19 protein-coding genes and 4 pseudogenes are annotated in these 26,076 nt (G+C 56.4%); 15 read left to right on the forward strand and 8 right to left on the reverse strand.

Translation table 11 applies throughout. From position 1 onward, the window contains the following. Positions 1 to 383 precede the first annotated feature (383 nt). Positions 384 to 824 carry a Tn3 family transposase gene (locus tag K6N12_RS35125; RefSeq protein WP_004676276.1) on the reverse strand — a complete coding sequence of 147 codons (441 nt, stop codon included), beginning with the start codon at positions 822 to 824 and terminating at the stop codon, positions 384 to 386. 792 nt (positions 825 to 1,616) lie between these two features. Here K6N12_RS35125 and K6N12_RS34720 point away from each other — a divergent pair. From K6N12_RS34720 to K6N12_RS32800, 4 genes and pseudogenes are all read left to right on the forward strand, one after another. Then, on the forward strand, positions 1,617 to 1,742 hold the full coding sequence (locus tag K6N12_RS34720) for a hypothetical protein (RefSeq protein WP_004676277.1): 126 nt from the start codon (positions 1,617 to 1,619) through the stop codon (positions 1,740 to 1,742). Between the two features lie 114 nt (positions 1,743 to 1,856). Then, positions 1,857 to 2,942: an HlyD family secretion protein gene (locus tag K6N12_RS32790; RefSeq protein WP_008533948.1), complete on the forward strand. Its 1,086-nt coding sequence runs from the start codon at positions 1,857 to 1,859 to the stop codon at positions 2,940 to 2,942. A 27-nt stretch (positions 2,943 to 2,969) separates the two neighbouring features. Further along, a complete protein-coding gene (locus tag K6N12_RS32795; RefSeq protein ID WP_004676279.1) occupies positions 2,970 to 5,117 on the forward strand; it encodes a peptidase domain-containing ABC transporter in 2,148 nt (715 codons plus the stop codon). A gap of 108 nt (positions 5,118 to 5,225) precedes the next feature. Continuing rightward, positions 5,226 to 5,708 (forward strand): annotated as a pseudogene (locus K6N12_RS32800) (IS3-like element ISRel21 family transposase); the annotation flags it as partial. Positions 5,709 to 6,073: 365 nt separating this feature from the next. Here the strand turns inward: K6N12_RS32800 and K6N12_RS32805 are convergent. The 3 genes from K6N12_RS32805 to K6N12_RS32815 form a co-directional block, all read right to left on the reverse strand. Next, positions 6,074 to 6,559, reverse strand: coding sequence for a NifX-associated nitrogen fixation protein (locus tag K6N12_RS32805; RefSeq protein ID WP_004677039.1), 486 nt, complete (start codon positions 6,557 to 6,559; stop codon positions 6,074 to 6,076). Between the two features lie 1,678 nt (positions 6,560 to 8,237). Continuing rightward, positions 8,238 to 9,350: a nodulation factor fucose acetyltransferase NolL gene (nolL, locus tag K6N12_RS32810; RefSeq protein ID WP_312038663.1), complete on the reverse strand. Its 1,113-nt coding sequence runs from the start codon at positions 9,348 to 9,350 to the stop codon at positions 8,238 to 8,240. Positions 9,351 to 10,223: 873 nt separating this feature from the next. Beyond that, positions 10,224 to 10,997, reverse strand: a complete 774-nt coding sequence (locus K6N12_RS32815; protein ID WP_004677031.1) for an aquaporin — start codon at positions 10,995 to 10,997, stop codon at positions 10,224 to 10,226. A 900-nt stretch (positions 10,998 to 11,897) separates the two neighbouring features. Between K6N12_RS32815 and K6N12_RS32820 the strand changes: the two genes are divergently transcribed. The 7 genes from K6N12_RS32820 to prs all read left to right on the forward strand — a co-directional run bounded on the left by K6N12_RS32820 (position 11,898) and on the right by prs (position 17,490). After that, entirely contained in the window at positions 11,898 to 12,353 is a 456-nt protein-coding gene (locus tag K6N12_RS32820; protein ID WP_018247122.1) for a phasin, read from the forward strand. Positions 12,354 to 12,639: 286 nt separating this feature from the next. Then, positions 12,640 to 13,194, forward strand: coding sequence for an adenine phosphoribosyltransferase (locus K6N12_RS32825; RefSeq protein ID WP_004672710.1), 555 nt, complete (start codon positions 12,640 to 12,642; stop codon positions 13,192 to 13,194). A gap of 31 nt (positions 13,195 to 13,225) precedes the next feature. Next, positions 13,226 to 14,494, forward strand: coding sequence for a radical SAM/SPASM domain-containing protein (locus K6N12_RS32830; RefSeq protein WP_004672712.1), 1,269 nt, complete (start codon positions 13,226 to 13,228; stop codon positions 14,492 to 14,494). Positions 14,495 to 14,574: 80 nt separating this feature from the next. Beyond that, positions 14,575 to 15,069, forward strand: coding sequence for a hypothetical protein (locus K6N12_RS32835; protein ID WP_004672713.1), 495 nt, complete (start codon positions 14,575 to 14,577; stop codon positions 15,067 to 15,069). Positions 15,070 to 15,074: 5 nt separating this feature from the next. Further along, positions 15,075 to 15,404, forward strand: coding sequence for a hypothetical protein (locus K6N12_RS32840; protein ID WP_004672714.1), 330 nt, complete (start codon positions 15,075 to 15,077; stop codon positions 15,402 to 15,404). Between the two features lie 26 nt (positions 15,405 to 15,430). Then, the gene (locus K6N12_RS32845; protein WP_004672715.1) at positions 15,431 to 16,546 is read left to right on the forward strand and encodes a nucleotidyltransferase family protein; all 1,116 of its coding nucleotides are present in this window, start codon (positions 15,431 to 15,433) and stop codon (positions 16,544 to 16,546) included. A gap of 2 nt (positions 16,547 to 16,548) precedes the next feature. Beyond that, positions 16,549 to 17,490: a ribose-phosphate diphosphokinase gene (prs, locus tag K6N12_RS32850; RefSeq protein ID WP_011053499.1), complete on the forward strand. Its 942-nt coding sequence runs from the start codon at positions 16,549 to 16,551 to the stop codon at positions 17,488 to 17,490. Positions 17,491 to 17,496: 6 nt separating this feature from the next. Here the strand turns inward: prs and K6N12_RS34725 are convergent, their stop codons facing one another. Next, positions 17,497 to 18,588, reverse strand: a complete 1,092-nt coding sequence (locus K6N12_RS34725; protein WP_312863367.1) for a zinc-dependent alcohol dehydrogenase — start codon at positions 18,586 to 18,588, stop codon at positions 17,497 to 17,499. Between the two features lie 354 nt (positions 18,589 to 18,942). After that, positions 18,943 to 19,566 (reverse strand): annotated as a pseudogene (locus tag K6N12_RS32860) (acyl-homoserine-lactone synthase). Between the two features lie 434 nt (positions 19,567 to 20,000). On the opposite strand from K6N12_RS32860, the gene repA reads away from it, so the two are divergent. The 3 genes from repA (at position 20,001) to repC (ending at position 23,601) form a co-directional block, all read left to right on the forward strand. Then, the gene (gene repA / locus K6N12_RS32865; protein ID WP_004672726.1) at positions 20,001 to 21,215 is read left to right on the forward strand and encodes a plasmid partitioning protein RepA; all 1,215 of its coding nucleotides are present in this window, start codon (positions 20,001 to 20,003) and stop codon (positions 21,213 to 21,215) included. Next, positions 21,212 to 22,237, forward strand: coding sequence for a plasmid partitioning protein RepB (gene repB, locus K6N12_RS32870; RefSeq protein ID WP_004672729.1), 1,026 nt, complete (start codon positions 21,212 to 21,214; stop codon positions 22,235 to 22,237). Before repA ends, repB begins: the two co-directional genes overlap by 4 nt. 155 nt (positions 22,238 to 22,392) lie before the next feature. Beyond that, positions 22,393 to 23,601 (forward strand): plasmid replication protein RepC, encoded by a 1,209-nt coding sequence (repC, locus tag K6N12_RS32875; protein ID WP_004672730.1) that lies wholly within the window; start codon positions 22,393 to 22,395, stop codon positions 23,599 to 23,601. Positions 23,602 to 24,051: 450 nt separating this feature from the next. Here repC and K6N12_RS32880 read toward each other — a convergent pair. Together K6N12_RS32880 and K6N12_RS32885 are read right to left on the reverse strand one after the other, a co-directional pair. Continuing rightward, positions 24,052 to 24,263: pseudogene (locus K6N12_RS32880) on the reverse strand (IS3 family transposase); the annotation flags it as partial. After that, positions 24,217 to 25,176, reverse strand: a complete 960-nt coding sequence (locus K6N12_RS32885) for an IS4 family transposase (protein ID WP_004672732.1) — start codon at positions 25,174 to 25,176, stop codon at positions 24,217 to 24,219. The pseudogene K6N12_RS32880 and the gene K6N12_RS32885, both read right to left, overlap by 47 nt. Before the next feature lie 15 nt (positions 25,177 to 25,191). Between K6N12_RS32885 and K6N12_RS32890 the strand changes: the two are divergent. Then, a pseudogene (locus K6N12_RS32890) lies at positions 25,192 to 25,954 on the forward strand (integrase core domain-containing protein); the annotation flags it as partial. Between the last annotated feature and the right edge of the window lie 122 nt (positions 25,955 to 26,076).

Here is a 26,076-nt window from a genome sequence, read left to right on the forward strand (position 1 = left end):
AACCGACACGCCTTCATCACCTTGCTTCAGAATGAACGCCTTCTGAGCGTCCGAAAACTGCGACGCTTTCATCGTCTTCTGGTCCCTTTCCCAGCCAGGAAAATGCACCGGAAAACTCTAACCAAAACTGGTCCAGTTTGAAGGGTTCAGATCAAAGTGCACAAGATGGTGGCGAATGGGAACGTAGGGTCGTCGCCTCGATCGCCAAGAAATTGAAAAGGGGCCAGCGAGGAGCGCCTTTTGGCTCGCATCGCCGGGTCCGCGATCAAGGCCCTCGACGGAGCGGTGCCGAAATTGCCGAACAGGCGATACTTTCGGCTCTGGTCCGCAAATACAAGACTGGCGGTTCCTAAGCAGCGAGCCCAGGCGGTGCCACGTTCCTCCTACGGCATTTCATTATCCACGCATGTTGCCGAGGCTGCTGAGCCTGCTCGAATTCCGGAATAATGCAGCACATCGGGTCCGCCATCGCGGCGCTGGAATGGCTCAAGCGTCTGATCGACGAGGACGACAGACGGATCGACCCGTATCGATCCGAGACCTGGCTGTAGGCCTGAAGGCCTAGCATCCTGCCGTATTTCACGTTTACCAGGGCGTCGCCTTGCGCTGTGGCGGCAAATAATAGGCCGTCGCTCGAAGCCGGAGTGCCCATGGATCGGTAACCCCGCCTGCGCCTCGACCACCCTGGCTAGCGCCCGGTCGTAGGCTTCGCTCTCGACATGCCACTGTCGAACACGGATTAACACCCACAAGGTGTGGGTGTCTGTGGCATCGGCCATCATGCGCAGGCCAAAGCTAGTCTCTTCTGCGAGGATGACGTTCATCGCAGGGCGCTCCTGTACGCAGATGACTGAATGCTTCGCAGAAGCCAGTCGCAGCATCCACGTCTGGACGTCGCCTTCGCAATCGAGCCGCCCGGAATCGTAACAGCCCGAGCTGGCGCGGCCAAGCTCGCGTAACCGGATGTCGAGGTGAGCTTGAGATTTGCCAGCTATCCTCCTGTCGCAACGGCCCCGCGAGACGATCGCTGTCGGCCACAGCCTGGGCCGGAACAAGTGCAGGTCTGAGATCGCCATAGCGTCGGGACCCGCCCAAGCATTGTCCAATAGGTCTCGTGTTTCTTTTCGCATCCGGTGGATCTTTTACTTGACACATCCGGCCATAGCATCTGCCAATAGGGACAAGGCCCGCGGCACCAAGCGGCGCATCCGCGCCCACTATCGTGCGGAGGGCCACTAACAATTCACCAGGTTTCAGAGTGAATCAGCAGCAACAAAAATCGACGGCAAACTCGATGGGGGCTACGCGGATGGGGGCGCGCTTACTGAGCGCCGAGTCTCAACTGTACCGTCGCCACCGAACTTTGGAGCTGTCGATCCTGTTCAGGACGTTCATTCAGAACCCTACTCGGTTTGTCGTGCTTGCGACAGCGTGATGTGCGGTTTGGCACGTCTCGGCGCTCTAGGGCAGCCATTGAATAACATACAGAACAGTTTTCTGATGCTTTTCGCTCCTTCTGCATTGGCACGAATCTTGAACCTTTTTGTTGCGCGCCGCTAGGAGCTCCCAACGGGGGCCTTGGCATCTTCTCAATCCAGCTCTGAACGGAGACACCAATGATGAACAACATGGCAGCCTATCGTGTAACCGAATTAACCCCTCAAGAAGCAGCTGAAACCTCCGGAGGTTGGTATTTTTGGGTTTACTTGTTTTTGCGACGTTACGGACACTTGTTTGGTTGATAAGCGAGCTGGCTCTCGATGGCTCCTAGTGACTACAGACTAGCAGTTCCCCTTTCTGCTGAAACGGCCAGCTGCACCGCAGAAAGCATACTGGCGCGACGATCAGGACGATCCTTGAGCATTTATAGGGCGATCTTGCTCTTCGTCGCCGCGGCATTTGGCTCACTGCCACTCGTTACCATACCGGTCTCCATGCAGAGTGTCGGTACTATTCGCCCGATCGTGGAGAAGACGCCCCTGATAGCGCCCGTCTCCGGACGCATCTCCCGTGTCCTTGCCTTTGAGAACGATGTCGTTGCTAAGGGGAAGGAAATAATCGCCTTTGACGATCATGTAATCGAGGAAAAGCTCAGCGGGGTTTTAGCCGACATTCATGCCAAGAGCGATCTTGCCCATGACTTCCAAACGCTGATTTCTTCCGGCGCAAGGCTCAGCGTCTCGCCCCCCCTCCAAACCGAATCCGCGACGGCTGAAAGGGTGCATTTTCTCAACTTGCTGCGCGAGAACCAAAATGCGCGCAGTAACGCCGCGGCGGAACTCGACCGCGCAAAGCGACTTGTCTCGGCTGCTGCGGCGCCGGCGAAGACCGTTGACGAGAAGGCTTTCGCTCTCCAAAATATCGAGGTCCAAGGCGAGATCCTCGTGCGACGCAAAACCGCTGATTGGAACCAGAAGCTCCTTGATGCTAACCTGCGCTTAAAGGAACTCACGGCCACCTTGCATCAGCTCGAGCACGAACGGGACCTGCACCGCATCCGCGCCCCAGTATCGGGTGCTCTCGAGCAGTTCTCCGGCCTCGCGCACGGAAGCTACGTGCAGAGCGGGCAAACCGTTGGTTGGATCTCGCCGAACGACGATCTGGTGGCGGAAATCTACGTCTCCCCCAACGACATTGGCTTTGTGCAGCCTGGTCAGCCGGTGCGGCTCCAAGTGGATGCCTTTAACTACAACCAATGGGGTGTCATCAAAGCAAGGGTGGTCGAGGTGGCGCAGGACTTCACTCTGCATGACGGGAACCCGGTCTTCAAGGTCCAGTGCGCGCTCTCTCGCAGCGAACTCGCGCTGAAAAGCGGGGCCATCGGCCACCTGAAGAAAGGCATGACCGTGCGGGCTCGCTTTCTGTTGGCCAATCGCACTCTCCTGCAACTGCTCTACGACGAGGCAGACGATTGGCTCAACCCGATGCTGGCGGGGCGCTAATATTGTCCCAACAGCCAGCGAGCCTCCATGTCGAGTAAGGCCATTAAGTTCAAACAGCGTGACATCACGGATTGCGGCGCCGCCAGCCTCGCATCTGTCGCAGCCTTCTATGGCTACAAGTTGCCATTGGCGCGCATCCGCCAGTATGCGTCGACCGACCGCTCCGGTACGAGTGTGCTGGGGCTCACGGAAGCGGCGCAGAAGCTGGGCTTCATCGCGAAAGGCGTCAAAGGTGGCTTCGACAGCCTGTACAAGATCCCCAAGCCCGCTATCGCGCACGTCGTCAAGGAGGACCTGCACCATTTCGTAGTGGTCCATGCGATCGACGCCAAGTGGGTCATCGTCATGGACCCGGCCTTGGGCGAAATCTGCAAAGTGCCGCATCAGGAATTCATGGAGCAATGGACCGGCGTTCTGGTTTTGCTGGTTCCGGCAGACACATTCAATCGTCGAGACGAGACCACGTCGCCCCTCGCCCGATTCGCCCGCCTACTCGCGCCACACCGCACGGTGATGGCGCAGGCTCTCGTCGGCGCTCTTGTGACGACCGTCCTCAGTCTCTCGACGGCGATCTACGTTCAGAAGATCGTTGATCACGTGATCCCAGCGGGAAACCGCAACCTGCTCAACTTGATGAGCATCGCAATGCTGCTGATCCTAGCGATACAGATCCTGATCAACCTCCTAAGAGGCCGACTCGTCCTGCAGACGGGGCAGAAGATCGACGTATGCTTGATCCTCGGCTATTACAATCACATCCTGGCCCTGCCCCAGAAGTTCTTCGATAGCATGCGCATGGGAGAAATCGTGTCGCGCATGAACGACGCTGTGAAAATCAGGAGCTTCCTGAACGACGTTTCGATAAACATGTTTGTTGACATTTTAATGATACTGTTCTCGTTCGGAATGATGTTCATCTATTCCTGGAATATTGCTTTGATCGTGGCGCTCGCCATTCCAATGTACATCCTGGTATATTGGGCCATCAATCGGATGAATCGAAATCTCCAACGAGTCATCATGGAAAATGACGCCAAACTCGAGGCGCAACTGGTAGAATCACTCGGAGCTGTCTCCACCATTAAGACTTCCGGCGTCGAGAGCTTCGCAAACTTCAAAATGGAGACCCGCTTCGTAAAGATGCTGCATTCCGTCTACAGCTCCGGGCTGATCTCAATCTGCGGCGACAACGCCTCGACGTTGCTGTCGGTCCTGTTCACCATCGTGCTGATGTGGTTTGGAACCACGCTTGCGCTCGAACAGGCCGTCACGCCCGGCGAATTGCTGTCCTGCTATACGTTGCTTGGCTATATCACCCGGCCGGTCGCCCGCCTGATCCAGACCAACCGGATCGTTCAAGACGCGTTTATCGCGGCGGATAGACTTTTCGAGATCTTTGAACTGGAGTCGGCAAGCAGCAGCGGCATCGATGCTACGAAGACCGATCTCGGAGATATTCGCCTGGAGAACGTCACATTCCGCTATGGCGCGCAGGCGGAGGTTTTCAGCGATCTAAGCGTCTCCTTTCGCCAAGGAGAGTTGACGGCCGTCGTGGGTGAGAGCGGCTCGGGCAAAAGCACCCTTGCGGCTCTGCTGCAGAATGTCTACCAGCTTGAGGATGGATGCATTCGGATCGGCCAATATGCCCTCCAGGATTTCTCGAGCGCATCACTGCACAAGGTCATGGCTGCAGTACCGCAATCGATAGACGTCTTCTCCGGTTCCGTGATCGAGAACATCGCCCTGGGCGAGTTCGAACCGGAGTTCGATAAGATCGTACGCATCTGTGATCGAATAGGACTGCGGGAGTGCATCGAGCGCTGGCCCGGGCGGTTCCAGGCCCATCTGGGCGAGAACGGGGTTCGCCTCTCCGGAGGTGAGAAGCAGCGCCTCGCATTGGCTCGGGCCCTGTACCGGGATCCCGACGTTCTAATCCTTGACGAAGCGACCTCCTCTCTGGACTCGGCAGCCGAAGAATTTGTGCTGCGGGTTGTTGAGGATCTGTCTCGCGCTGGGAAGACCATCATAGTCATCACTCATCGGTTGAGCACCGTTCGTGGGGCGGACAATATTGTGGTCCTGGACAAGGGGCGGGTCATTGAGGAGGGAAAGCACGCTGACCTAGTGAGAACTGATGGCCCTTACGCTCGATTATGGCGGGCGCCAAGGTCGTGATCCGTGTAGGCCCTGTCGGCTCGAGGATTGAAAACGGTTGTGAACGTCACGGTTAAGCAGCATGGCAACATTGTCGGCTGTGAACTTGAAGCGGCGGTGATCGGAACGTGGGCGATGGACTTCGTTCACGACCAACTCGCAACGGGTAAGAAACTGCGCGTGCTGACGGTGGTCGACACCTTCTCGCGCTACGTGCCGGTGCTTGATCCACGTCATAGCTATAGAGGCGAAGACGTTGTGCAAACCCTTGAACGGGTGTGCCAAAAAGCCGGCTATCCGAAAACGATCCGTGTCGACCAAGGGACCGAGTTCGTGTCGCGCGACTTGGACCTGCGGGCCTATTCCAAGGGTGTGACGTTGGACTTCTCACGCCCCGGCAAGCCGACTGATAATGCTTTCATCGAAGCGTTCAATGGCCGCTTCCGTGCAGAATGCCTGAACCAGCATTGGTTCCTGACCCTTGCGGATGCCCGCGAAAAGATGGAGGATTGGCGTAGATACTACAATGAGGAAAGACCTCATGGTGCGATCGGCAACAAGGTGCCGATCTCGTTGGTGAATTCGGGAGGCGCAACCAGCCCGCCTCCCTGAATGAAGCCGGAAAACTCTAGCATCCGGTGGTCCAACGTTTGGGAGCGGTTCAAGACCGCCGAGGCTCTAATCGCCGCCGGATGAAAATTCAGTGGCAGGTCATTTGAAGGCCAACCACCTACCTTCCTGCCGAACACTGGCAGACCAGAAAACAAGGGGCGCAGCCAATACACGTCGCTTGATCAGTGCTTGTGAGATACGCCGGAGCCAAAGAGGAGCCGTAGTGAGTAGTGAACGCACTGTCATGCAGGTTCCTCCATGTCGCCCCCCCCCGCGCCAAGAACGCTAGGGCACACCCCCGGATTGCTTGATTGCTGGGCAGATTAGCGAAGAATTCCGCCCTATATGAGCCGTTTCAACCGCACTTAAACGCGCGCTACATCTGAATAGGTCTTAATTGTTGTTAAGCCATTATCGACCAGGCCAGTTCCCGCCTCGGCGAGCTTTTGGAGGTTGTCGAAGCCAAATCGATGTACGTCGCGGAGCGTCTTCGAGAGTACTACGAGCCGCCCCGCCGTGAGTAATATCCGACCGAATCCCTCATGGTTCACAGTCAACACCGGTGACGCCATCAGTCCGGACTGCTCCTCTATAGCAAGTGCTACGGCGGCATAGAAGATCTCAAGCCGCCACTGCACCTCTAGGTCAGGTCCCCCGATGAGAGGAATCGCCCTACGCTGCTGCCTCGTCACGATGAAATCACAGAGCAAATCGGTGTCCGATTTCTCTTGCCACAATTCAAAGGTGTCTTGAGCACGCATCAGACGCAAGAGGCACTTAATGAAAGGCGTGGCGAGAGCATCTTTCTCATCTAATCGAGCATTGTTGGGGACAGGGGTGACGTTTGACATCAGTTAAAATCCTCCTGAGTGTTGGATGCGGTTTGACTAAGGGCCACACCCGCTTCCGGTAACACCATCCCTTAAAATGGTGCGGCAGATGGGACCTGTGGCGACGCAACTTGGCCCGGACGAATGACATGGCCCCTCGAAACGGGGCGGCCGCAACAACAACGGCAAGCGGCGGGCAACGCTGGCGGGCTTGACGAAAAGCGCTTCACAAGCGAGATTCCCGTCGCGATAGTCCAGTGGCGGTAGGTTTCGCCGCGAACTCCACCCTCAACCAACCTATTCGCCGCCAGGTGTAAAACCGTGTCTCGGGCTTTCGAATTGAGGATCAGGCGGGGGGTGGAATCAGCTTTTCGAGGTCGACAAGGACAGTGAGAGTATCTTGAGAGGCCGTGTACTTGCCGATCCCCCCTTTTCCGTGCGAACTGATGCAGACCTGCCATGTATTTTCCCTTCAAGGTTCAAATCGACTTCGACCGGACGCCACACGTTCCACCAGGCGATTGCCCGCCGCGTAGTTCTGGGAGTTCAAGACTCATGCCAGTCTCCTCCGCTGAGGTTCGGAACACGGCATCTGTATTGTTTCCAGCTTCTTAGCTAGCCCATGAAGAATTGATCGAGGACAACGTTGTCGTGAACCGGACAAGACGCGGTGGGGATCGAAGAAATGGCATCCCGGTGCAGCGGCGGAAGCCTATTCTCCGGCCACGTCAGCAACAAATGACACCCGCCGAAGCCGCTCCGCTCTCAATTCGCGGATTGGGCGCAATGTCCGGCCGCTTGCCGAGGTGCAGCCGGTCGATCTTCTTTGCTTGGCGATCACAGCGCCTCCCAGTGATGGACTCCGAGACCCGCATGCATCACTGGCTGGAGCTCCCTTCCTCGACAGTTAGCGCCGTCATTTGGGGGAATGCCGCGGGCAAATGGAAAGCGGCATAGGCCCCCGCGACGCCGGCGACAGCTCAACAACGCTCTGAATTTCCACAGTGAACGGCTGTTAGACGTAGCCGGCAAAGGGGAAGCTCACGAAGATCAGATGGCCCTTCAGGGCCGGGTCCTGGTCCGATGCCCACCGGATCGACCGGCCGCAAGGTTTTAGGACCGTTTCAACAACCAGCCCCTGGGCGCCTCGGCGGCGTGTATCTTAAGTTGCCGGCGTGCGTCGGCCGCGTTCACTCTCTATCCGCACCAGAACACGGCACCCGGGGGATCATGCTGCCGGCACGACCTAGCTGGCCGGTACCGTCGGCGCCGGCAAGAGGATGACTGTGGCAGCGGCCGTCATGGAGCAGTGCTGCCTCGGTGTGACCGCTGAGGCGATACTCGCTGTTTCCGGTCATTGCTTAGCACAGGCCGGAAAAGCGTTTCTGGTACCTTAGCGAACGCTCGCGATTTTAGCAGGGACAACGGGACCTGGCGGCAAGCGGACCCCAAACAAGTGCGAAGCAAACCGAATCTTTGGCAACCTCAAAGAGGGTGGAGTCGATACCCTGGGGGTCAAGCGCCCGCGTCGTCGCGGAGCATTGGGCGCGAGGGGTTTGCGGATTCTCGATACGTGATTGGCACATCAGTCGGACCTCAGCCGATCTTCGTGCAAAAGGATCCTTTAAAAATGGGCCCCTTAACGCGTGCCTTGGCATGCTTGCTTGCTGACGAAGTTTAGGTTGAGAATTGAACACCGCTAGTTATTCGCAGGATTGCTCGGCAAACGAACGAGGCGGGGTGGCGTTCCAAGCATGAGCTGGGACAGATAGGGAATGTCGCGCACGCTCCAGCGAACTGCTAGTGCTACGGCAATGATCATCGTCCCGAGAATTCCCGCCGCGCCAGACCTCATTGTGGGAGCCCATTGTTCTCCGTATTGTATCAAATCCATGAGACGGAATACCGTAGCCTGCACCAGGTACAACACGAGCGTGCTCTGCCCCACTTCCACGGCGATAAAGCGAACCACCCGGTTCGAGCGTCCAATTTTCCAGGATTGAAGCAGAATCTCGATCATCACTGCAGAGGCCACTGTCGAGCCAAAAAACATCAGAAGGATATCTTTTGCCGACTGCAGATCCTGGATTAAGGCGAGATTGTTGTAGACATAGGTGTCCTCGCGCCACGCCATGAAGCACAAGCTAGCCGCGATAGAGGCGGACATCATCAGGAGTGGCTTATGATACCGCATTATGCTCGTCCACCAATCTCTCGACTGCGCAAATGAAAATCCCATGCAGAAAAAGGGATAGGTGTACTTTATGAGAGGGAATATAGAAAACGTCACGGGGGCAACTGCGACCAGTATGGATGAGACAAGCAAAGAGCGTGCCGACCCGGAGTTGAAGATCGAAATAAGTTTGACCAAAAGAAAAGAAGCAAACGCAGCCCAGATGAACCAGTATGTGCCGACGAAATCGTGCATGAATTGCAACAGGTTGCCAGGTGCGTCCGGCGGCCGGGGAAACATGAGCAATTTGACTGCCTCCAAAAGGGTGCACCAGAACAGCGTCGGCACCAGGAGCTGCAGCGCGCGATCAGCGATGGCTTGCCTGAACGATTTGCCTAGTAGCCCTGATCTAGAGAGATATCCGCTTATCGCCATAAAGAGAGGCATGTGAAACATGTAGATCGATTTGAAGCATGCCGAATCCCAGAAGCCATCACCCTCGTAAAAGATATATTGTATCAGGTGACCGAAAATCACCAAGACAATGAGTATTCCTTTGGCGAAGTCTAAAGCTAGATCGCGATCGTCGGCCTCTGGCGCCTCAGGCACTGTCTTTCCACCTACAATTCTTGCTCGCATTCTCAACATCTCACGATGCCTACGGGAGCCTTTGAAAGCGGCATTTTCCAACCTCTCGTTCATCATGCAGGCTAATCCAGCTTCCGATCAGCGCTCCGACTTCGGCATGCTGAACGACGGCCAACGGTCATACAATTTGCCTGGGTTCCAAGTTCACAGGGCGACCGTGGCGACTTAGGCCCAGTAGCCGTTTTCGGCGTGTCCATTGGCTGTTTTTCGCCGCAACGTACGCCCCGCCTAAACTCGCTGCCGCGCAACTGCTTGGGCTGCCACGTCGTCGAAATCTTCTAACGGACATTTGCGCGTATGCAAGTAGCGCTGCTTGACTCTGCACTCGGCTATTGTTGCGATTGCATATGATTCTCCATGCCAAACTTGCGCGACACCGTATCAAAAGAACATATTGCCGATTCAATGGCTCCTAGCCGCTGTGGGTATCGTCTATCACCTACCGGCGCTTGGGTGTGGATCGGCACCCCAGCGCAACCCCCCAGACGCTGGAGATTTGCTCCATTAGATCCGCCGCCCAACGTGTCCTATATGGCAGCCTCACCATTGTAAAATTCATGCTCCTAATGACACGCATCTGCGGTATGGATGAGTATCGCGGACCCTTGACAACCTTGAGCGGAAGGTCGGTGAGTATCGCGATACACGAGGCTTTGGCCGCGATCGCCGCCGTTTTGGATCGCCGCCAATGATAGCTGGACGTTGGGCTGCCATTGTCGATCCGTATGCGACGTTTGTCGATACGTCAGAGACGACCGTGGTCCCAATCCGTAGGAAGATCGCAGTAAGCGTCAAGATATGCGGGATGCAACGGCCAGTGTCTGGGGATGCGCTCCCCTGTCAAGGTCGAGACCCCCTCCTCGATCAGTGGCTTTCCCTTTTTGGGATACCTCTCCTTCGGTGGCGAAAGAATGAAACCGGGCTGGATATGTCGCTGGTCATTTCGCGCGATTCAAATTGGCGCAGACTTTGCGGCTCGCTTGACGCGACGATCCCCCTGAGCTGAAGAAGGCCGGCCGCAATAGCGCCGAGCATTGGCGCACATATATAAAGCCAGAGTTGAGAGAGTGCCGCCCCTCCTGCGAAAAGTGCTGGGCCGATCGATCGTGCTGGATTCACAGAAGAACCCGAAACGGTGATACCGCCAAGGTGGATCGCAACTAAGGCAAGTCCAATCGCCAATCGTGCAACAGCGCCGCGTCCAGCCGTGCATTTGAGGAATACAGTTACGAACAGGAACGTGGCGATAAACTCGAATAGGAACGCAGCTCTCCATCCGTAGACTACCCAGCCGGTTTGGGCGAAACCTTCTAGGGTGATATCGTAACCGCCGACCTTGTTCATAGCGATAAGGTAGAGCGTGCCTGCCGCCGCGATAGCTCCTGCACATTGGGCGGAGACATACGCGAGAAAGTCCCACACTCTCAATCGGCGCGACACGAGGAAACCCAGGCTGACCGCCGGATTGAGATGCGCGCCCGAGACTGGGCCAATCGTGTAGGCCATTGCAACCACGGTCGTCCCGAAGGCTAAAGCGACACCCAACAGGCCCACCTCTTGACGCATATAAAGCAATGTGCCGCAGCCGAGGAAGACAAGTGTGAAGGTCCCGAAGAATTCGCAAACATACTTTTTCATTTTTCACTCCATTGATTTGACCCCACGTACTTTTCGGTGTCATCCTCGTGCCGCCAAGCGTTCCGCATGCACCGAACCAATCATCGTGTCAGGTCCCGAAAACCTCCGTAGTTGACTTCAATTGCGTCCTTGTCCGACGAGATCGGCATCAGAGCCTATGGTCAACCAGCGTCACCGATCACCAGCAAACGTCGTACCAAATGAAATATGTTGCGCATCACAGCGATCGCTCTGATGACGTTCGGTCTTAGGTTCGAAAGTGCCGTGAACAGGATAGGCAGGCGAACCGTACCGAGACGTATGGACCCGAGCTGGGCTACGAACAAATCGCCAAGCAGCCCATCCTCAAATTATCGAAACAACGACCCTCTTCATGGCTCCAAGCGGAAGGTGGTGCAAAGCAGGAACCAGGACAAGGGTTGATAAGACCGCCAGGGACGTTCACGAGAAGTCGAGTAACGCCCCTTAGCCACGAACAGGCACATGATCCTTGGCGCGATTTGAAGTCCACGTGAATTCCCTTGTCCCCAGCGCAACCGTCGACATTTCTCGCAAATGTCGGGCATTCGCCACTTTTGTCAGATTTGTCGTGACTGGAACGTTTTGTTCGCCGGTCTCTCCGCCAAATACACATCAACCTGCCCTCAACCCGCCCATCGATAAACGAAAATCATCTTCTTGGCGCGTCGGAGCAGTTGGCATGGTGTTTGCTGATCCCTGGTTACAAGCGGCAGAAAGCAGTCTGCATGATGCCGGTTCATGAAACGAACGGAACGGAGGCCACCTGACCGTTCGTCATCGGATCCGCGTTCTACCAAAGCGGCCATGCATAGTCCGCCGGCGGAAGGGGTCAATCCCGATGTCACAGCTTGCAACCAACTCAAAGAGAAGGAAAATGCAATGACCAAGATTTCCGAAAGATCCTTTGAAACGATCGAAAACCCGGGGTCATCGCCGCTCAAGGTGCCAGATCAGTTCGGCGCATCCGTTGAAAAGGGGAACAAGCAGGTGACAGAGGCTCTTTTGAAATTTGCGTCCGGCGCTGAAGCGACACAGAAAATGCTGCCTCCGATCCTCGAAACGACAAGTCTATTCGGCAACGAATTGTGGTGGAAGACGATCGCTGCACTGCAAGCCGACGCCGAGGCCGGCTTCTCACATTTGCAAGCTTTGCTGGGCGCGAATTCGCCGTCGCAGATCCTCGAACAGCAGTCGACCTTTTTCCGCAAGCGCGTTGAGACAAGTTTGCAGCACGCCAAGGAAGTCCGGGAGCTCTCAAGCAGGGCGGTGGAGGAAATCTCAAAGCCGGTCAAGGATGCTTTTGACAAGGTCCTGACGAACCCCAAAGCGACGTAAAGTTGACTCGGCACTAAGATCAGGGCTGGACGAATCATGATCGGAGCCGCTTTCGAGGAGACAACATTATGCGGCCGACTGATGTTTCATCTGTTCGCGGCGCTGGCGAATTCCGGCGTGATCTGGTCAGAGAGCGGACCCGTGCCGGCCCGGAGGAACGTGGTAGGCGCGGCGGCGGCCGCCGCAGATAAGCTTGCCAGGGCCTCATCTGGTGGCTGGCCACAAAGTGCGCGAGGCCATCGCACCTTACGAGGCTCTTAGATGGTTACATGTGGGGGATAGTAAAATGATTGTAGCTGTTCCAAATAGCGGGGCGTCACGGATTAACCAATCCGGTGTAGAAGCATTACGAGAATTTCCTAACTTTCCGATAGGCGGGATCTTGTTCAAGGATATAGCGCCTATGCTGGCTGGTAGAGGTGCATTGGGCGAAGTCGTTTCTACCGTCGCAAGCCAAGTGTCGGGAACAGAAATCGATGCCATTTTGGCGGTTGATGCGCGTGGTTTCATCTTGGGCGCCTCATTGGCTGATAGGCTCGGTTGCGGTTTCATCATGGTAAGGAAACCCGGTAAACTGCCGGGGGACGTCCTCTCATTTGAATACAGCTGTGAATACTGCTCCGGAACCCTGGAGGTAACTGCCGGCCTCATCGGTGACGGCCTGCGATGCCTGATTGCTGATGACCTTCTAGCGACGGGTGGCACTGCTCGGGCGACTGGGAATTTTGTCAAGTCCCAAGGCGGAGAGATCGCCGGATACGCATTCATACTCGAAATCGAAGTTTTGAAAGGCAGGCGTCAATTGGACGACGCACCAGTGATCAGTGCGATGACGTGCTAGCGCAGCAACATAGACGTAAGGAGGCAAGCGCATGAATACCCCTGATTGGCTTTCGACACCGCAGGACGTGCATGTAGCCAGTCAGACGCTACAGGCCCTCGTCACAAGTGAACTTTCGAAACGAGTCGTCTCGGAAAACGAAATTAAAACGATCTATCTGTTTCTAACCCGCAAGTGCAATTTGGGATGCCACCACTGTTATATCGCAGGCGTCGGGCCCAAGGCCAAGGGCATTGATTTCAACCTGGAGGCGATCCAAGGACTGATCGAGCAAGCACTACCCAATGGGCTGCGCAAGGTTAAGGTTTCCGGGGGTGAACCGATGGTTCACAAGGAATTCATGGCAGTCATGGAATATCTCGCATCCTGTGGGCTGAAGGAGCTGGTTTTCGAGACGAATGGAACCCTCTTTGACGAGTTCACGATCGAGCAGCTAAGTAGGCTCCCCAATTTGACGGTCTTCATCAGCCTCGACCATTTCGACCCAGAGGCGCACGACGCTTTCAGAGCAAAATCGGGTGCGTTCGCCAAGACTGCGATTGTCCTGCAGCGGCTTGGAAAAACTGACATCTCTACGGTGGTAACGACGACTGCCTATCGCAACAACTATGACAAGGTGATTTCGATTATAGATTTGGTGCTCGGCTGGGGCATCAAGAAGCATCGGACGCTGCTCAACATACATCCGATGGGCAACGCGCGCAGCCATGAGGACAATGCGATAAGCTTGGAGGAATGCAAGCTACTGATAGGCGATCTTTTGAAATCTCCCCATTTTGAGAGTGGCGCTGCATACATGACTCTGCCGCCGGCTCTGATGCCTCTCAAGTATCTGAACGGCGTGCATACTTGCGGTTGGGGCGACAACGTACTGGGCATACTGTCGAACGGACAAGTTTCGATGTGCAGTGCCTCCTACGATGATCCGGAAATGATCGCCGGCAATGCCTTCGAAATGCCCTTGATGGAAATCTGGCGCAACAGCCCGTTCTTCCATGAGCTACGCGAGGTGGTGAGTGGCGAGGTTAAGGGCGTCTGCGGCAACTGCGTGTTTTATCCAGTCTGTCGCGGCGTCTGCAAGATGAGTAGCTGGTCGCACTATGGTGAAAAGGACGCGCCCTATCCGCTGTGCCAGGAACTTTACAATAACGGAGGTTTTCCGGAGTACGCCCTGGTGGACCCGACGAAAGATTCCACCTACCGCCGCGGAGTTATAGCGAAAGAGCGTCGGCCCGCCGCCGAAGCTCCTGTCTATAACTTCTCGGAGGAAATCGCGGCTGCTGCGCAACACACTCACTAACGCAGGAGGCGCGACGTAATAATTGCTGTGTCGACGACGTAATTTAACCAGGTCAACAAAAATAACGTGGAGGATTGAGGATGAGCAGAGCTTTCCGAGGTGCGGCGGGTGTGGCGCACACACTTGCGAACAACGCGATACGATCCGGCAACAAAGCAGCCGCCCAGCAAGCCCAGGTGATTTCTCGTCTCGCGGAAGGACTCGCCCGGCTGCAGGCGGGTTTGGATGACCAAGCTCAGCAATTGACGGCTGGCCTTGTAAAATTAGAGCAATCGCTAAAGGTGTCACGCAGATCGCAACGGTCGAAATCCGGCTCACTCGCTGCTAACGGCGAACTACAAGACTACTACGTTGATATAACCGCCTCGAAGAAATTTGGCAAAGCCAATTGGCCGCGCGCCGCCGATTCAGGTCTTGTAGGACGCCGCATTGGGCGAGGACCGGTTAGGATGACTGGTTCCGACACACAATCGGCAAAGGCGGTTACCGCCGCATTCGCCAAACTTCTCTCGGCTCAGGCACAATTGCTGCAGATACGCAGTGAAGTGGAAGACCTCAAGAAGGTTCAGAGGTAGCGGCAATGGCTAGTTCCCGACTGTTTGGCTACGCCGTTGACGAAGAGGATGGCAAGCTGGTAATCGTGATTGACGGATTGCTTGCCGAAAGTTGCATCCGGCAAATTCGGGACAGCGCCCAGACGGGCCGCGGTGGTGAACTCTTGTCGCGATTGCTGCCGGTAAGTTCGGTTTACAAGCTTATGTCTGGACAAGAGGAACGCGCTGAAGAAACGCTCAGCCTTGAACAGTTGCTTGGACAAAACGTCGACCAGAGTTTCGCTTCCTTCGAACAACAGTTCGCCGACCTGAGGCAGACACTAGCCGAATTCGGCAGCCCGGAAAGTTCGAAATAAATCACGCAGCCGCAGGAGTCTCCGCGATGCTTCGGTTGTCACCAGAAGACTCTATTTTGCTGATCACCTGCCGGGCCTACCTACGACCCGAGGATGAAGAGCGTTTGGTCCGTCTCTGCAAGGAGCCTGTCAACTGGCCCTATGTGGTATGGCGCGCCGAGCATAATCGGACGGTGCCGCTGCTTGAGAATCACTTGCGCCGCCTCGATTTGTTGACACTATTGCCTACTGAGGCGGCGCATTACGTTCAGTGCTGGACTGTCATGTCAAAGGTCAGGTCCGCACTCGAATTTCGCAATCTGCCAGAAATCATGGATGCGCTGGATCGGGCCGGCATCGCCTGGTTCCTGGTGAAGGGACCAGATCTCGCGCTTCTCCACTATCCCGATCCACTCCTACGGCCGATGACCGATCTCGACATCATGGTCAAGCCCGCTGACGCGCAGCGCGTGCAGCGGCTCATGTTCGATCTCGGCTACCGGCACGGTATTTTCGACCCTTCAAATGGCAACTGGCATCCGGAACGAAAGGAACTCGATGACGAAACCTTCCGCGAAAGTTATTCCTTGCCGGTGTTTGTAAGGATAGAATCCGTTGAATCTCCGTTCCCTGGTCCCGCGGTGCCACGCCAGCTGCGCTACCGCCACGTAAAGGGATACATCGATTCCGCGAAGAAGCTGCACATGCCCATCTTCATTGATATGCATGTAAATCTCTCCGTCGGCATCGATGTCGAAGACATATGGTCAGGCGTGCGTCTTGCAAACGGTCTAGGCCGCATATTGCAGGTCCAATCCGCGACTGGCGCCGTCTGGTTCCTTTCGGCCAGGCTTTATCACGAGGCCTTCCTTTATAATTCGCTTCGACTATTGATGTTCGGCGATCTTCATGCGGTTCTACACAAAGAAATGGCGAATATTAGCTGGGCGGAGGTCGCTGCGATAGGTTACAAATACGAGATGAGGCCGGCGTTATATTTCGTCCTGACGCAGATGAAGCGCATCTGTGGGATAGACATACCGTCCGAGTTCCTAGAGCTCATTCGACCTGATCAAACCGAGGTACCACTTCAACATGATTGGGGCGACGTGTTGCCCAAACTGCTGTCTATTCCCACTGTTAACGATCTTGAGCTGGCGTAAATATGGCGCCCGAGTCACCATATCGTACAGATCCTGCGGCGAACGACCTTCGTATCGCAGCAACCGAAACCTCTGCAAAGTTTGCGTCAACAGTCCATCGGGCCCTCACGCGGTCAGGAATAACGATCCTAAACACGCAGGTGTTCAGCAATGGCCAGATGGCTGTCACTCCGCGCGACGGCGGGCTTGGCGGAAATGTGGTGGTCGTGCAAACATTTCCTGACAGCGTTCATGATCGTCTTTTCGAGTTGTTCCTAGCGCTTGGTGCCGTGCGGGCGCGGGGTCCCCGCACGATTACCGCTGTTCTTCCCTACCTCCCATATTCGCGTTCGGATCGCCCTGCCTTCGACGGCGGACCTGTACCGGTGCGAATCCTTGCGGGGATTATCGAAACTCTCGGTATAGATCGGCTGATAACTTTCGAACTCCATGTTCCTCAGCTGTGCGCCGCATTTGCCTGTCCTGTCGTCAATCTTCAGTTCGCTCCCGCCCTAGTTCGCCATCTCGGTTCTGCGGCCGTCGATGGCGACATGGTCGTTTCACCGGATTTCGGCGGAGCGAAGCGAGCTGAGCACTTGGCGGCCCTGCTCGGCTGCCCATTCGCTGTCATGCGCAAGCACCGCAGAGACGATGATGACTTTCGGGAGAGCGTCGAGATTCTGGGGGACGTTGCTGGCCGGACGATCATCCTGATTGACGACGAAATCAACAGTGGTCAGACGGCTTTTTCAGCCGCCGCACATCTCAAAGCGGCAGGCGCTCGCAAGATAACCCTTGCCGCAGCCCATGCCATATTCACGCCGTCGCTGAACGAAAACTGGGGACGGTCTCAGATCGACCGCATCGTTGTGACCGACAGCGTCGGACGTACCGACAATTTCCCCGACAGTGTCGAAGTAGTCTCGATCGGCAACGAAATTGCAGGCGCGCTGCAGGCACGCTGAGAAGCATTACCTGAAATCTAGCATCACGCGATTAACACGTGGATCGAGCGCCTGCTCGAATGCCTCTTGGGCGTTTGACGAGGGCCAAAGATTGACCTGCAGCACGTCGAAGCGTGCGGCGTGTTCAACGATGGTTCGGATGGCATTTCTCACGTCGTCCGCGCTTTGGGCTATGGTGCCGATCAGTTCAATTTCCCGGTAATGCAGAAAGTTAGGGCCTACCGATAACAAATCGGACGTCGGAATCGATTGGTAGAGTACAATCCTGGCACCGCGTGACGCCGCAGCTATGGCCCCCTGAATGCCTCTGACACCGAAGCGCGTGCAAAAGATGCAGTCGAAGCCCCAGCCATCCGTTAATTTCTCGACGAGTTTCGGATCAGACAGAGAATGAACTGACCCCGTTGCATGGGCGCCGGTCGACATCACAGGCCCATGCGTTGCCACGTCGTCATCGAAAAGGTAAACGTCGCATCCTTTGGTTGTCAGAAGTATCGAATGGAGAAGGCCCATCGTGCCTCCGCCGATGACGGCCACAGTGTCTCCAGCCTTTGCACGCGCCCTATTTATGCCGCGTGCCACGCAGGCGACAGGTTCAACTAACGCGGCACGCTCGGGAGCCAAAAAGGAAGGTACGGAAAAAACCTGATAGGCGGGTACGCCCACAAAATTGGCCAATCCCCCCGGCCCCTGCGGCACCCCTCCTCTCGCTTTAGGATTTAAATATGCACAGTGGTTGTCCAGTCCGAGGCGGCAGGCACGACATTGGCCGCATCTGCGCATTAAAAGCACCGCAACGCGGTCTCCTACGCGCAGGCCATCCGGTACATCGTCCGGCAGAGACACGATCGTGCCTGACAACTCGTGCCCGCCCCAATAGGGGTAAGTCGGCTTGGCGCCCCGATAAACGCGTTGCTCCGGTGTGCAGAGTCCACACAACTCTATCCGCACACCGACTTCGGACGATACGGCGAGTGGAACCGACAATGTCCATTCTTCAACCTTGCGGGGGCAAGTAATTACGAGTCCACGAACCTCCATACGAGACCTCTCGCTCCCCGACACACCGACTATCCTAATATGTACACTTACTTGCATCCAGAATCTAGCCAACAACCACAGGCGGCAGTCAGAAAGCTGATGAAATCACGTGCCTTGCTGGCGGGCTTGCTTATGTCCTGGGTCTTGACAAGCTTCTCGGAGATATCGTCGGCGCAAACGGCAAAGGACGTTTCAAGCGGCAGAAGTGTTCCCTTGCGCAAGGAGCGACGAAACTATTGAAGGTAGAGTGGAGCGCTTGGGCCGCGTCAATGCCACCAGCCTCAAACACGAGCCGCGGTTTACCAGCCCGTTCTTCGATGCCATCCTCATCTCTGCGAAGATGCCATGTCGCCTTCCCTCATCTGCCCGCGCGAACCCTCCTAAGAGCCTATCGCCACATCGTCCAAAGCTTCATCCTTCGTGGCGCACCGGTTCGAACCGAACAGACCAACAATCCGAGTCGCACCGAGAAGGATGACGGCAACTAGATCGGTAGTTGGGCGGCCGCAACATCAGAAAGGTCTCAGCGTTTGCTGGACGCGTGCCTGCGATGGCGGTGGTGGCAACGATCTTCTCTGGCTGCCCCAAGCGCGGGAGAGGCCATTCGACGCTAGCAAGAGTTCGCTCGAACCTGATATCCGTTACCGCAACGACTTCGCTGAGACCACCTCCCAGGCACCATTCTACGATGCCGGCGAACAAGGTCAGCGTTGCCTCGTGAACGGAACCATCTCCCCTCCCCTCCCCTCCACTCTTCGAGGTGTCGACGCAAAAGCGAGAACTCTAGACCATCAGGGGATTGGCGTTCAGGCGACCCTTCGGGAGCAGAGACGGAAATACGTCTACCAGCATGGTCGGTCCCATCGCAGACAAATCGCGTGCACATCCTGCAAGTGGTCCAGCCGCGGTGACATCCAGGATGGCAGTCGGGGCGAGAGCGTCAACCCCATCTGCCTCGCACTCGTCGACTACTTCTACATCCCAAGTGCGAGTGGAAAAGATCCTCGCACGTAGCCTATGATCGTCCTGAAGCAGCTACGCTTCGTAGTAAATTTTTGGTGTCGAGATCGCGAATACCTGCATGAATTTCTCCGCCGCCGTTAGGCGCCGGGAACTCTGCACGAATTGGAATCGGGCGTCCGTTGTCGAATGCTTACGGTTTTGTGCGAGTGAGTCGCGGCAAGGGGATCACCGACTTTGCCGAGGTCTTCTGCTTTTCGTCTAAATCGCCGGGGCACATTTGTAGGATTCACAATAAAACACACCATGACCAATCGGTACCGCGGTCTTGCTAAGCTGCAGGATATAAACGGAAAAATCCATTTACTCTACGTTCCGGGTTTATCCACGTTAGCCTTTCGTTAACCTAAAACCCCTTGCTCAAAATGCAGAATCGGCTCTAATAGCTAGTGGCGGAACTTTAGCGGTTTCGCGAAAAGTTCCGCCACTTGCAGGAAATGGATTTTGAGATGGCGAAAACCGCAGCAAAACCAGCGCCGGTCGTCGAAGGGTTGACCGCATTGATGGAGCGTCATGCTGACGCTCTCTCCAGCCAACTTCAAGCACATCATCTCAAGGTCTTCCCGCCGACGTCCGAAAAGGGCATTCGATCCTTTGCACCGTCAGAAGCCTCAAAATTGCTTGGCATCGGTGAGTCTTATCTTAGACAAACTGCTTCGGAAATGCCTGAACTGCACGTTAGTATGAGCCCTGGCGGTCGACGCACGTTCACGATCGAAGATATTCATTCAATCCGTAAGCACCTGGACCTGATTGGCCGCGGGAACCGGCGCTACCTGCCCCATCGTCGCACGGGGGAGCAGCTTCAAGTCGTCTCGGTGATGAATTTCAAAGGCGGCTCGGGCAAGACGACGACAGCCGCGCATCTGGCACAGTACCTGGCAATGCGTGGCTACCGGGTTCTCGCGATTGATCTTGATCCCCAAGCAAGCCTTTCCGCACTCTTCGGCAGTCAGCCAGAAACTGACGTTGGTCCGAACGAAACACTCTATGGCGCCATCCGGTATGATGACGAGCAGGTCCCAATCGAGCAGGTTGTCCGAGGAACGTACATCCCGGATCTTCATCTAATTCCTGGCAATCTTGAACTGATGGAGTTTGAGCACGATACCCCGCGCGCGCTTATGAACCGGAAGGAAGGTGACACGCTTTTTTACGGTCGGATCAGTCAGGTCATCGAAGACATCGCGGACAACTACGATGTCGTCGTTATCGATTGCCCTCCCCAACTTGGCTATCTCACGCTTTCAGCTCTGACCGCCGCAACCTCGATCCTCGTCACCGTCCATCCCCAGATGTTGGATGTAATGTCGATGAACCAGTTTCTGGCGATGACCTCGAATCTCCTTCGGGAAATCGAGAACGCAGGCGCCCAGTTCAAGTTCAATTGGATGCGCTACCTCGTCACTCGTTTTGAACCGAGCGATGGCCCGCAGAACCAGATGGTGGGCTATCTGCGTTCGATCTTTGGCGAAAATGTCCTCAATTTTCCGATGCTCAAGACGACCGCCGTTTCGGACGCTGGCCTGACGAATCAAACCCTCTTTGAGGTTGAGCGCGGACAGTTCACGCGCTCGACCTATGATCGGGCCTTAGAGGCGATGAACGCCGTCAACGACGAGATCGAAACTCTAATCAAAAAAGCATGGGGTAGAACCACATGAGTCGGAAGCACCTCCTTGACGTCACCACGGACGCGCCCGACAGCTCATCAGCTGCTGAACACAGAGCGGCAAAGACTCGCTCCATGCCGCTTCTCGGCGTGACCAGAAAAGAACGAGATCCAGCGACGAAGCTGACTGCAAACATCGGTAACGCGTTGCGCGAGCAAAATGATCGTCTTGGTCGTGCCGAGGAGATCGAGCGGCGTCTCGCCGAAGGTCAGGCCGTGGTTGAACTGAACGCGTCGTCAATCGAGCCGTCCTTCGTTCAGGATCGCATGCAAGGTGATATCGAAGGACTTCTTGCATCCATCCGCGAGCAAGGACAGCAGGTCCCAATCCTTGTGAGACCTCATCCCGTTAAACCCGCGCACTACCAAGTTGCCTTTGGACATCGCCGGCTGCGCGCCGTTTCGGAGCTAGGACTGCCGGTCAAGGCGGTTGTTCGAGACTTGACGGACGAGCAGTTGGTTGTCGCACAGGGTCAGGAAAACAATGAGCGCGAAGACCTCACCTTCATCGAAAAGGCACGTTTCGCACACAAGCTAAACAAGCAGTTTCCACGAGAAATCGTCATCGCGGCTATGTCAATCGATAAAAGCAACTTGTCGAAGATGCTCCTGCTTGTTGACGCCCTCCCCTCTGAATTGATCGATGCCATCGGCGCCGCTCCAGGCGTTGGACGCCCAAGTTGGCAGCAATTGGCAGAGCTGGTTGAGAAAGCATCGCCTCCGGCAGGCGCTGCGAAATATGCTGCCTCGGAGGAGGTGCAGGCGCTGCCGTCGTCGGAACGGTTCAAGGCAGTGATCGACCATCTGAAACCGCGTCGGACTGCGCGCGGGTTGCCAGACGTCCTGTCGACCCCCGATGGCGACAGGCTTGCGCAGGTCACGCAGAGCAAGAGCAAGCTAGAAATTACCATTGACAGGAAAGCCACGCCGGATTTCGCGGCTTTCGTACTCGAGCATTTGCCGGCGCTTTACCAGGAGCATCGCGCAAAGCATCAACGGAAACAGGGAGTGTAACCCGCAAAAGAAAAGAGCTCCCTCAACGTCGCCGTCGTGGAAGCCCTTCTGTCTCTGTAGCAAGAACAGAATCGCATTTCCTCGAATCCTCGTCAAGAGTCTTTGGCGCCGTTTTGGTGAGCGAATTTCCTTTGCCTGCTGAAAGGTGAGAGACAATGCAGTCGGGGAATGTAGCGACGCCGTTCGGGCGGCGGCCAATGACGCTTGCGCTCGTGCGGCGCCAGGCGGCAATGGAAATCAAGCATGGAAAAGCTGCCGATAAGTGGAAAGTGTTGAGAGACGCTTCCGCCGCGATGGAACTGCTCAAGATCCAGTCGAACAGTCTGGCTGTTCTTGACGCACTTTTGAGTTTTTATCCTGACAATGAGTTGCGTCAGGATGCACAATTGATTGTCTTCCCCTCGAATGCCCAACTGGCGCTTCGGGCGCATGCAATGGCGGGCGCAACGTTGCGGCGGCATATTGCCATTCTGGTGGAGTCGGGGTTGATCGCCCGTAAGGATAGCGCCAATGGCAAGCGCTTCGCCCGCAAGGGCGACGATGGCCAGATCGAGAATGCTTTTGGCTTCGACCTGTCGCCCCTCCTGGCGCGATCGGAAGAGTTGGCGATGTTGGCGCAAAGAGTGGCGGCCGAGAGAGCCTCGCTCAGGAAAGCCAAAGAGAGCCTTACAATTTGCCGGCGGGATGTTCGCAAACTTATTACTGCTGCAATGGTCGAGGGCGCCGACGGCGATTGGAAGACGACCGAGGACATCTACATTGCGCTCGCGAGCAGAATTCCGCGCGTTCCGACCCTTGAAGGGGTCACTAGCGTTCTCAATGAAATGGAGATGCTCCGTGAGGAAGTGCTTAATCGTTTGGAAAACCTCGAGAATGCTGAAAAAATTAGCACCAATGCTGCTCATATCGAGCAGCACATACAGAATTCAAAACCCGAATCCGTAAATGAATCTGAACCACGCTCCGAAAAGGAGCTGGGGGCAAAGGCGAGCTTGAGCCATCAGCCGAAGAATGAATCGCAAAGGGCGTTCCCCTTGGGATTGGTGCTCAAGGCGTGCCCGATGATCAGCGACTATGCACCGCGCGGCGTGGGGAGCTGGCGAGATCTGATGTCTGCCGCTGTGGTGGTTCGATCTATGCTGGGGGTAAGCCCTTCCGCCTACCAGGATGCCTGCGAGGCGCTAGGACCGGAGAATGCTGCGGTGGCAATTGCGTGCATCCTGGAAAGGGCTAACTTCATCAACTCTCCTGGAGGCTATCTGCGGGATCTAACGCGCCGAAGTGAGCGCGGTGAATTCTCGCTTGGCCCGATGATAATGGCGTTGTTGAAGGCCAACGGGCAAGGCGGTTTGAGGGCTGGGTAAGTGCGGCTGATCGTTATTCCTGCCGTTGAGGATTTCGGTTGTGGTCAGCTGACCACCAAGCTAACCCCTTGGAAAACACCAACTTTCAAAGGCGGCTTGTCGCAGGCATTGTGCCGGTTACCGTCTGGCTCCCGAGCCAAATGACGCCTCTTAGGGGAACAGTAGACCGTGATCTCAATACGAACGCGCCCAAGGTCGCGCACGAACAAGACCAGGAGCGAAGTCTTCGCACGAAATGGCAGCCGCCTTTCATCAATTCATTGGCACCGGCGCGGCAAATCGCAAGGCGGCCGGCTGTGCCGGCTAATCGCGAGTGGGCGATGGCGCCGCATGGATAGGACGCAATAGGAACAAGTACCTGCTGCCATCCGCAGCCCCGGAATCTACGGGGCTGATTCGCGGCGGCACTTCCACAACACTGGGAGAATTCATCAACCGCTATCTTGGGCGAGGTGACGCAATGAGCCACTCGACCCTATGGTCTTTTGACCAGGCAAGAATGGCATTCGAGGTGAGTTTGGTGCCGTTGTCGGAGAGATCATTGCGAGTTTCGAGCGAGGCGACGACCGGAGATCGAGGTGTCCGGGGATCGCCGCGAGGCATTCTCGCGTCGCGTCATCGACGATGTTGAGCACGCGAAACCCCCTTCCGTAAGCGAACTTGCAGGCACGCGCGCACCGATCCTGGCCAACGCGAAGGCTCTGCCCGCTGGTCGCTGGATTTTGTTCGTGACCAAAAGCAAATGATCCAGTGGAACATTTCTCCACCGAACGACTGAGGCATATACCTATCTCGCAAGGCCCAGCCATCGGCACAGTATTTGAGTCCGTTGAAGAAGGTGATGGGTCCAGACGGCTTGGAGGAGGCATAGCCGTTCCAGCCGCCGAGTTTGGCGATGATCCAAGCGGCCCAGGCGAGCGAAGCTTTGGGATGGGGATTGGATTGCAGCTTGGTCTTGCCCTTGAAGCGGCTTTCGAGGGCGGCGAGCGTGTTGATCTCGTGGGGACTGACTGCCAGGCTTGCCGGGTGAGGATCGCCGCCACTGCGGTCCTGCACGAGTTGGAGGACGATTGCCGCGGCCTTGGCGGCGATGGCGACGAGCTTTTCCAGCCGCGGCGCTAACTGCAATTGGCTGTCCTCGATCTTGAAGCCCTGCGTCTTCATCACCCGGAAGAACTGCTCGATCATCCAGCGCTGCTTGTACCAAGCGACGATCTGCCAGGCGTCAGTCGCACTGGAGAGCGCATGGGTGGTCAAGAGCAGCCAATGCAAGGGCTCGACACCGTCGGGTGCGTCCGGTTCGACGACCTCGACCCAACTGAGCCTAACCCCGTCGGGCAGCCCTTCTTCGCGCAGGTTTTGCGGTTGCCTGATCGTCGCCTGGCCGAAGCGCAGGCACAACGTTGCCTGCCGCGCCGGACGGTCGGCGCGCTCGCGCAGCTCGATCGTTTGGGTGTCGCAGAACCGAACTGTCTCTACGACATCACGCAGTTTAGAGCCGCCGATGAGTGCATGGTCATGCATGACGCGCGACAAAAGATCGAAGCGTTGGTCGGGCAGGTGCGCCCACATCATAAAGAAGTCGCCCTATTGCGCGACCTCGCCAATGAGCGATGGCGTTTCGGCGACCGGCGACCGGCGACCGGCGACCGGCGACCGGCGACCGGCGGCTTCGGCGGGGGGGGGAGCGACGTTGGGGTCGACCGCATCTACGGGCTCTATCGCGAAGAAGGACTTTCCGTTCGCAAGCAGAAAAGCCGGGGCGGCACGCTGTCGGCACGCGTGGCCCGATCCTGGTCGAAGCGAAGGCCAATGCCCGAAGCTCGCTGAATCTCGTTCACGACCAGTTCGCTTGCGGAAGGCGGTTTCGCGTGCTCAACTTCGTCGAAGACGTGACCCGCGAATGCCTGGCGGCGATCCCGTGCACCTCGATCTTGCGTCGTCGCGTCGCTCGCGAACTGTCGGTCCTCATCGAACGGCGCGGCAAATCGGGGATGATCGTCTCCGACAACGGCACGGAATTCACCTCGAATGCCATCCTTGCCAGGTCGAAGGATCATAGTGTCGAGTCGCACGGCATCACGCCGGGAAGCCGATGCAAAACGCTAATGTCGAGAGCTTCAACGGCCGGATGCGGGACGAGATGGTCAACCAAAGCCTGTTCCTCGGCTGCGATTATGCCCGAAGCGCCATTGCTGGGCCGACGATTACAACCACTTCCGGCCGCACTCATCGCTCGGACCAGACCCGGGCACGTGATGCAGATACCATTGCCGCAACCGGCTCCAACGCTGCGCGAGATGAAAGCTTCGCGTTTCCGCCACTTGGCGTACTCGGAGCGCGCAGGCTCTAGATGTGAGCTTTCGGGAGGTTGTCCATTCAAAGCGGATTTAGGAGACTGGAGCTATCACACCTCGAGTCGGAAGGATCGCCGCGAATGAACATTCATAAGAATGCCCGACTGACGCCGTTGCG

Origin of the sequence: Rhizobium redzepovicii (assembly GCF_019793435.1) — a bacterium.
GTDB classification, from domain to species: Bacteria; Pseudomonadota; Alphaproteobacteria; order Rhizobiales; family Rhizobiaceae; genus Rhizobium; species Rhizobium redzepovicii.

Coding starts and splice junctions, on each gene's coding strand:
- K6N12_RS35125 (WP_004676276.1), bottom strand. CDS start 824: ATGAACGTCATCCTCGCAGAAGAGACTAGCTTTGGCCTGCGCATGATG.
- K6N12_RS34720 (WP_004676277.1), top strand. CDS start 1,617: ATGATGAACAACATGGCAGCCTATCGTGTAACCGAATTAACCCCTCAA.
- K6N12_RS32795 (WP_004676279.1), top strand. CDS start 2,970: ATGTCGAGTAAGGCCATTAAGTTCAAACAGCGTGACATCACGGATTGC.
- K6N12_RS32805 (WP_004677039.1), bottom strand. CDS start 6,559: ATGTCAAACGTCACCCCTGTCCCCAACAATGCTCGATTAGATGAGAAA.
- nolL (WP_312038663.1), bottom strand. CDS start 9,350: ATGCGAGCAAGAATTGTAGGTGGAAAGACAGTGCCTGAGGCGCCAGAG.
- K6N12_RS32815 (WP_004677031.1), bottom strand. CDS start 10,997: ATGAAAAAGTATGTTTGCGAATTCTTCGGGACCTTCACACTTGTCTTC.
- K6N12_RS32820 (WP_018247122.1), top strand. CDS start 11,898: ATGACCAAGATTTCCGAAAGATCCTTTGAAACGATCGAAAACCCGGGG.
- K6N12_RS32825 (WP_004672710.1), top strand. CDS start 12,640: ATGATTGTAGCTGTTCCAAATAGCGGGGCGTCACGGATTAACCAATCC.
- K6N12_RS32830 (WP_004672712.1), top strand. CDS start 13,226: ATGAATACCCCTGATTGGCTTTCGACACCGCAGGACGTGCATGTAGCC.
- K6N12_RS32835 (WP_004672713.1), top strand. CDS start 14,575: ATGAGCAGAGCTTTCCGAGGTGCGGCGGGTGTGGCGCACACACTTGCG.
- K6N12_RS32840 (WP_004672714.1), top strand. CDS start 15,075: ATGGCTAGTTCCCGACTGTTTGGCTACGCCGTTGACGAAGAGGATGGC.
- K6N12_RS32845 (WP_004672715.1), top strand. CDS start 15,431: ATGCTTCGGTTGTCACCAGAAGACTCTATTTTGCTGATCACCTGCCGG.
- prs (WP_011053499.1), top strand. CDS start 16,549: ATGGCGCCCGAGTCACCATATCGTACAGATCCTGCGGCGAACGACCTT.
- K6N12_RS34725 (WP_312863367.1), bottom strand. CDS start 18,588: ATGCAAGTAAGTGTACATATTAGGATAGTCGGTGTGTCGGGGAGCGAG.
- repA (WP_004672726.1), top strand. CDS start 20,001: ATGGCGAAAACCGCAGCAAAACCAGCGCCGGTCGTCGAAGGGTTGACC.
- repB (WP_004672729.1), top strand. CDS start 21,212: ATGAGTCGGAAGCACCTCCTTGACGTCACCACGGACGCGCCCGACAGC.
- repC (WP_004672730.1), top strand. CDS start 22,393: ATGCAGTCGGGGAATGTAGCGACGCCGTTCGGGCGGCGGCCAATGACG.
- K6N12_RS32885 (WP_004672732.1), bottom strand. CDS start 25,176: ATGATGTGGGCGCACCTGCCCGACCAACGCTTCGATCTTTTGTCGCGC.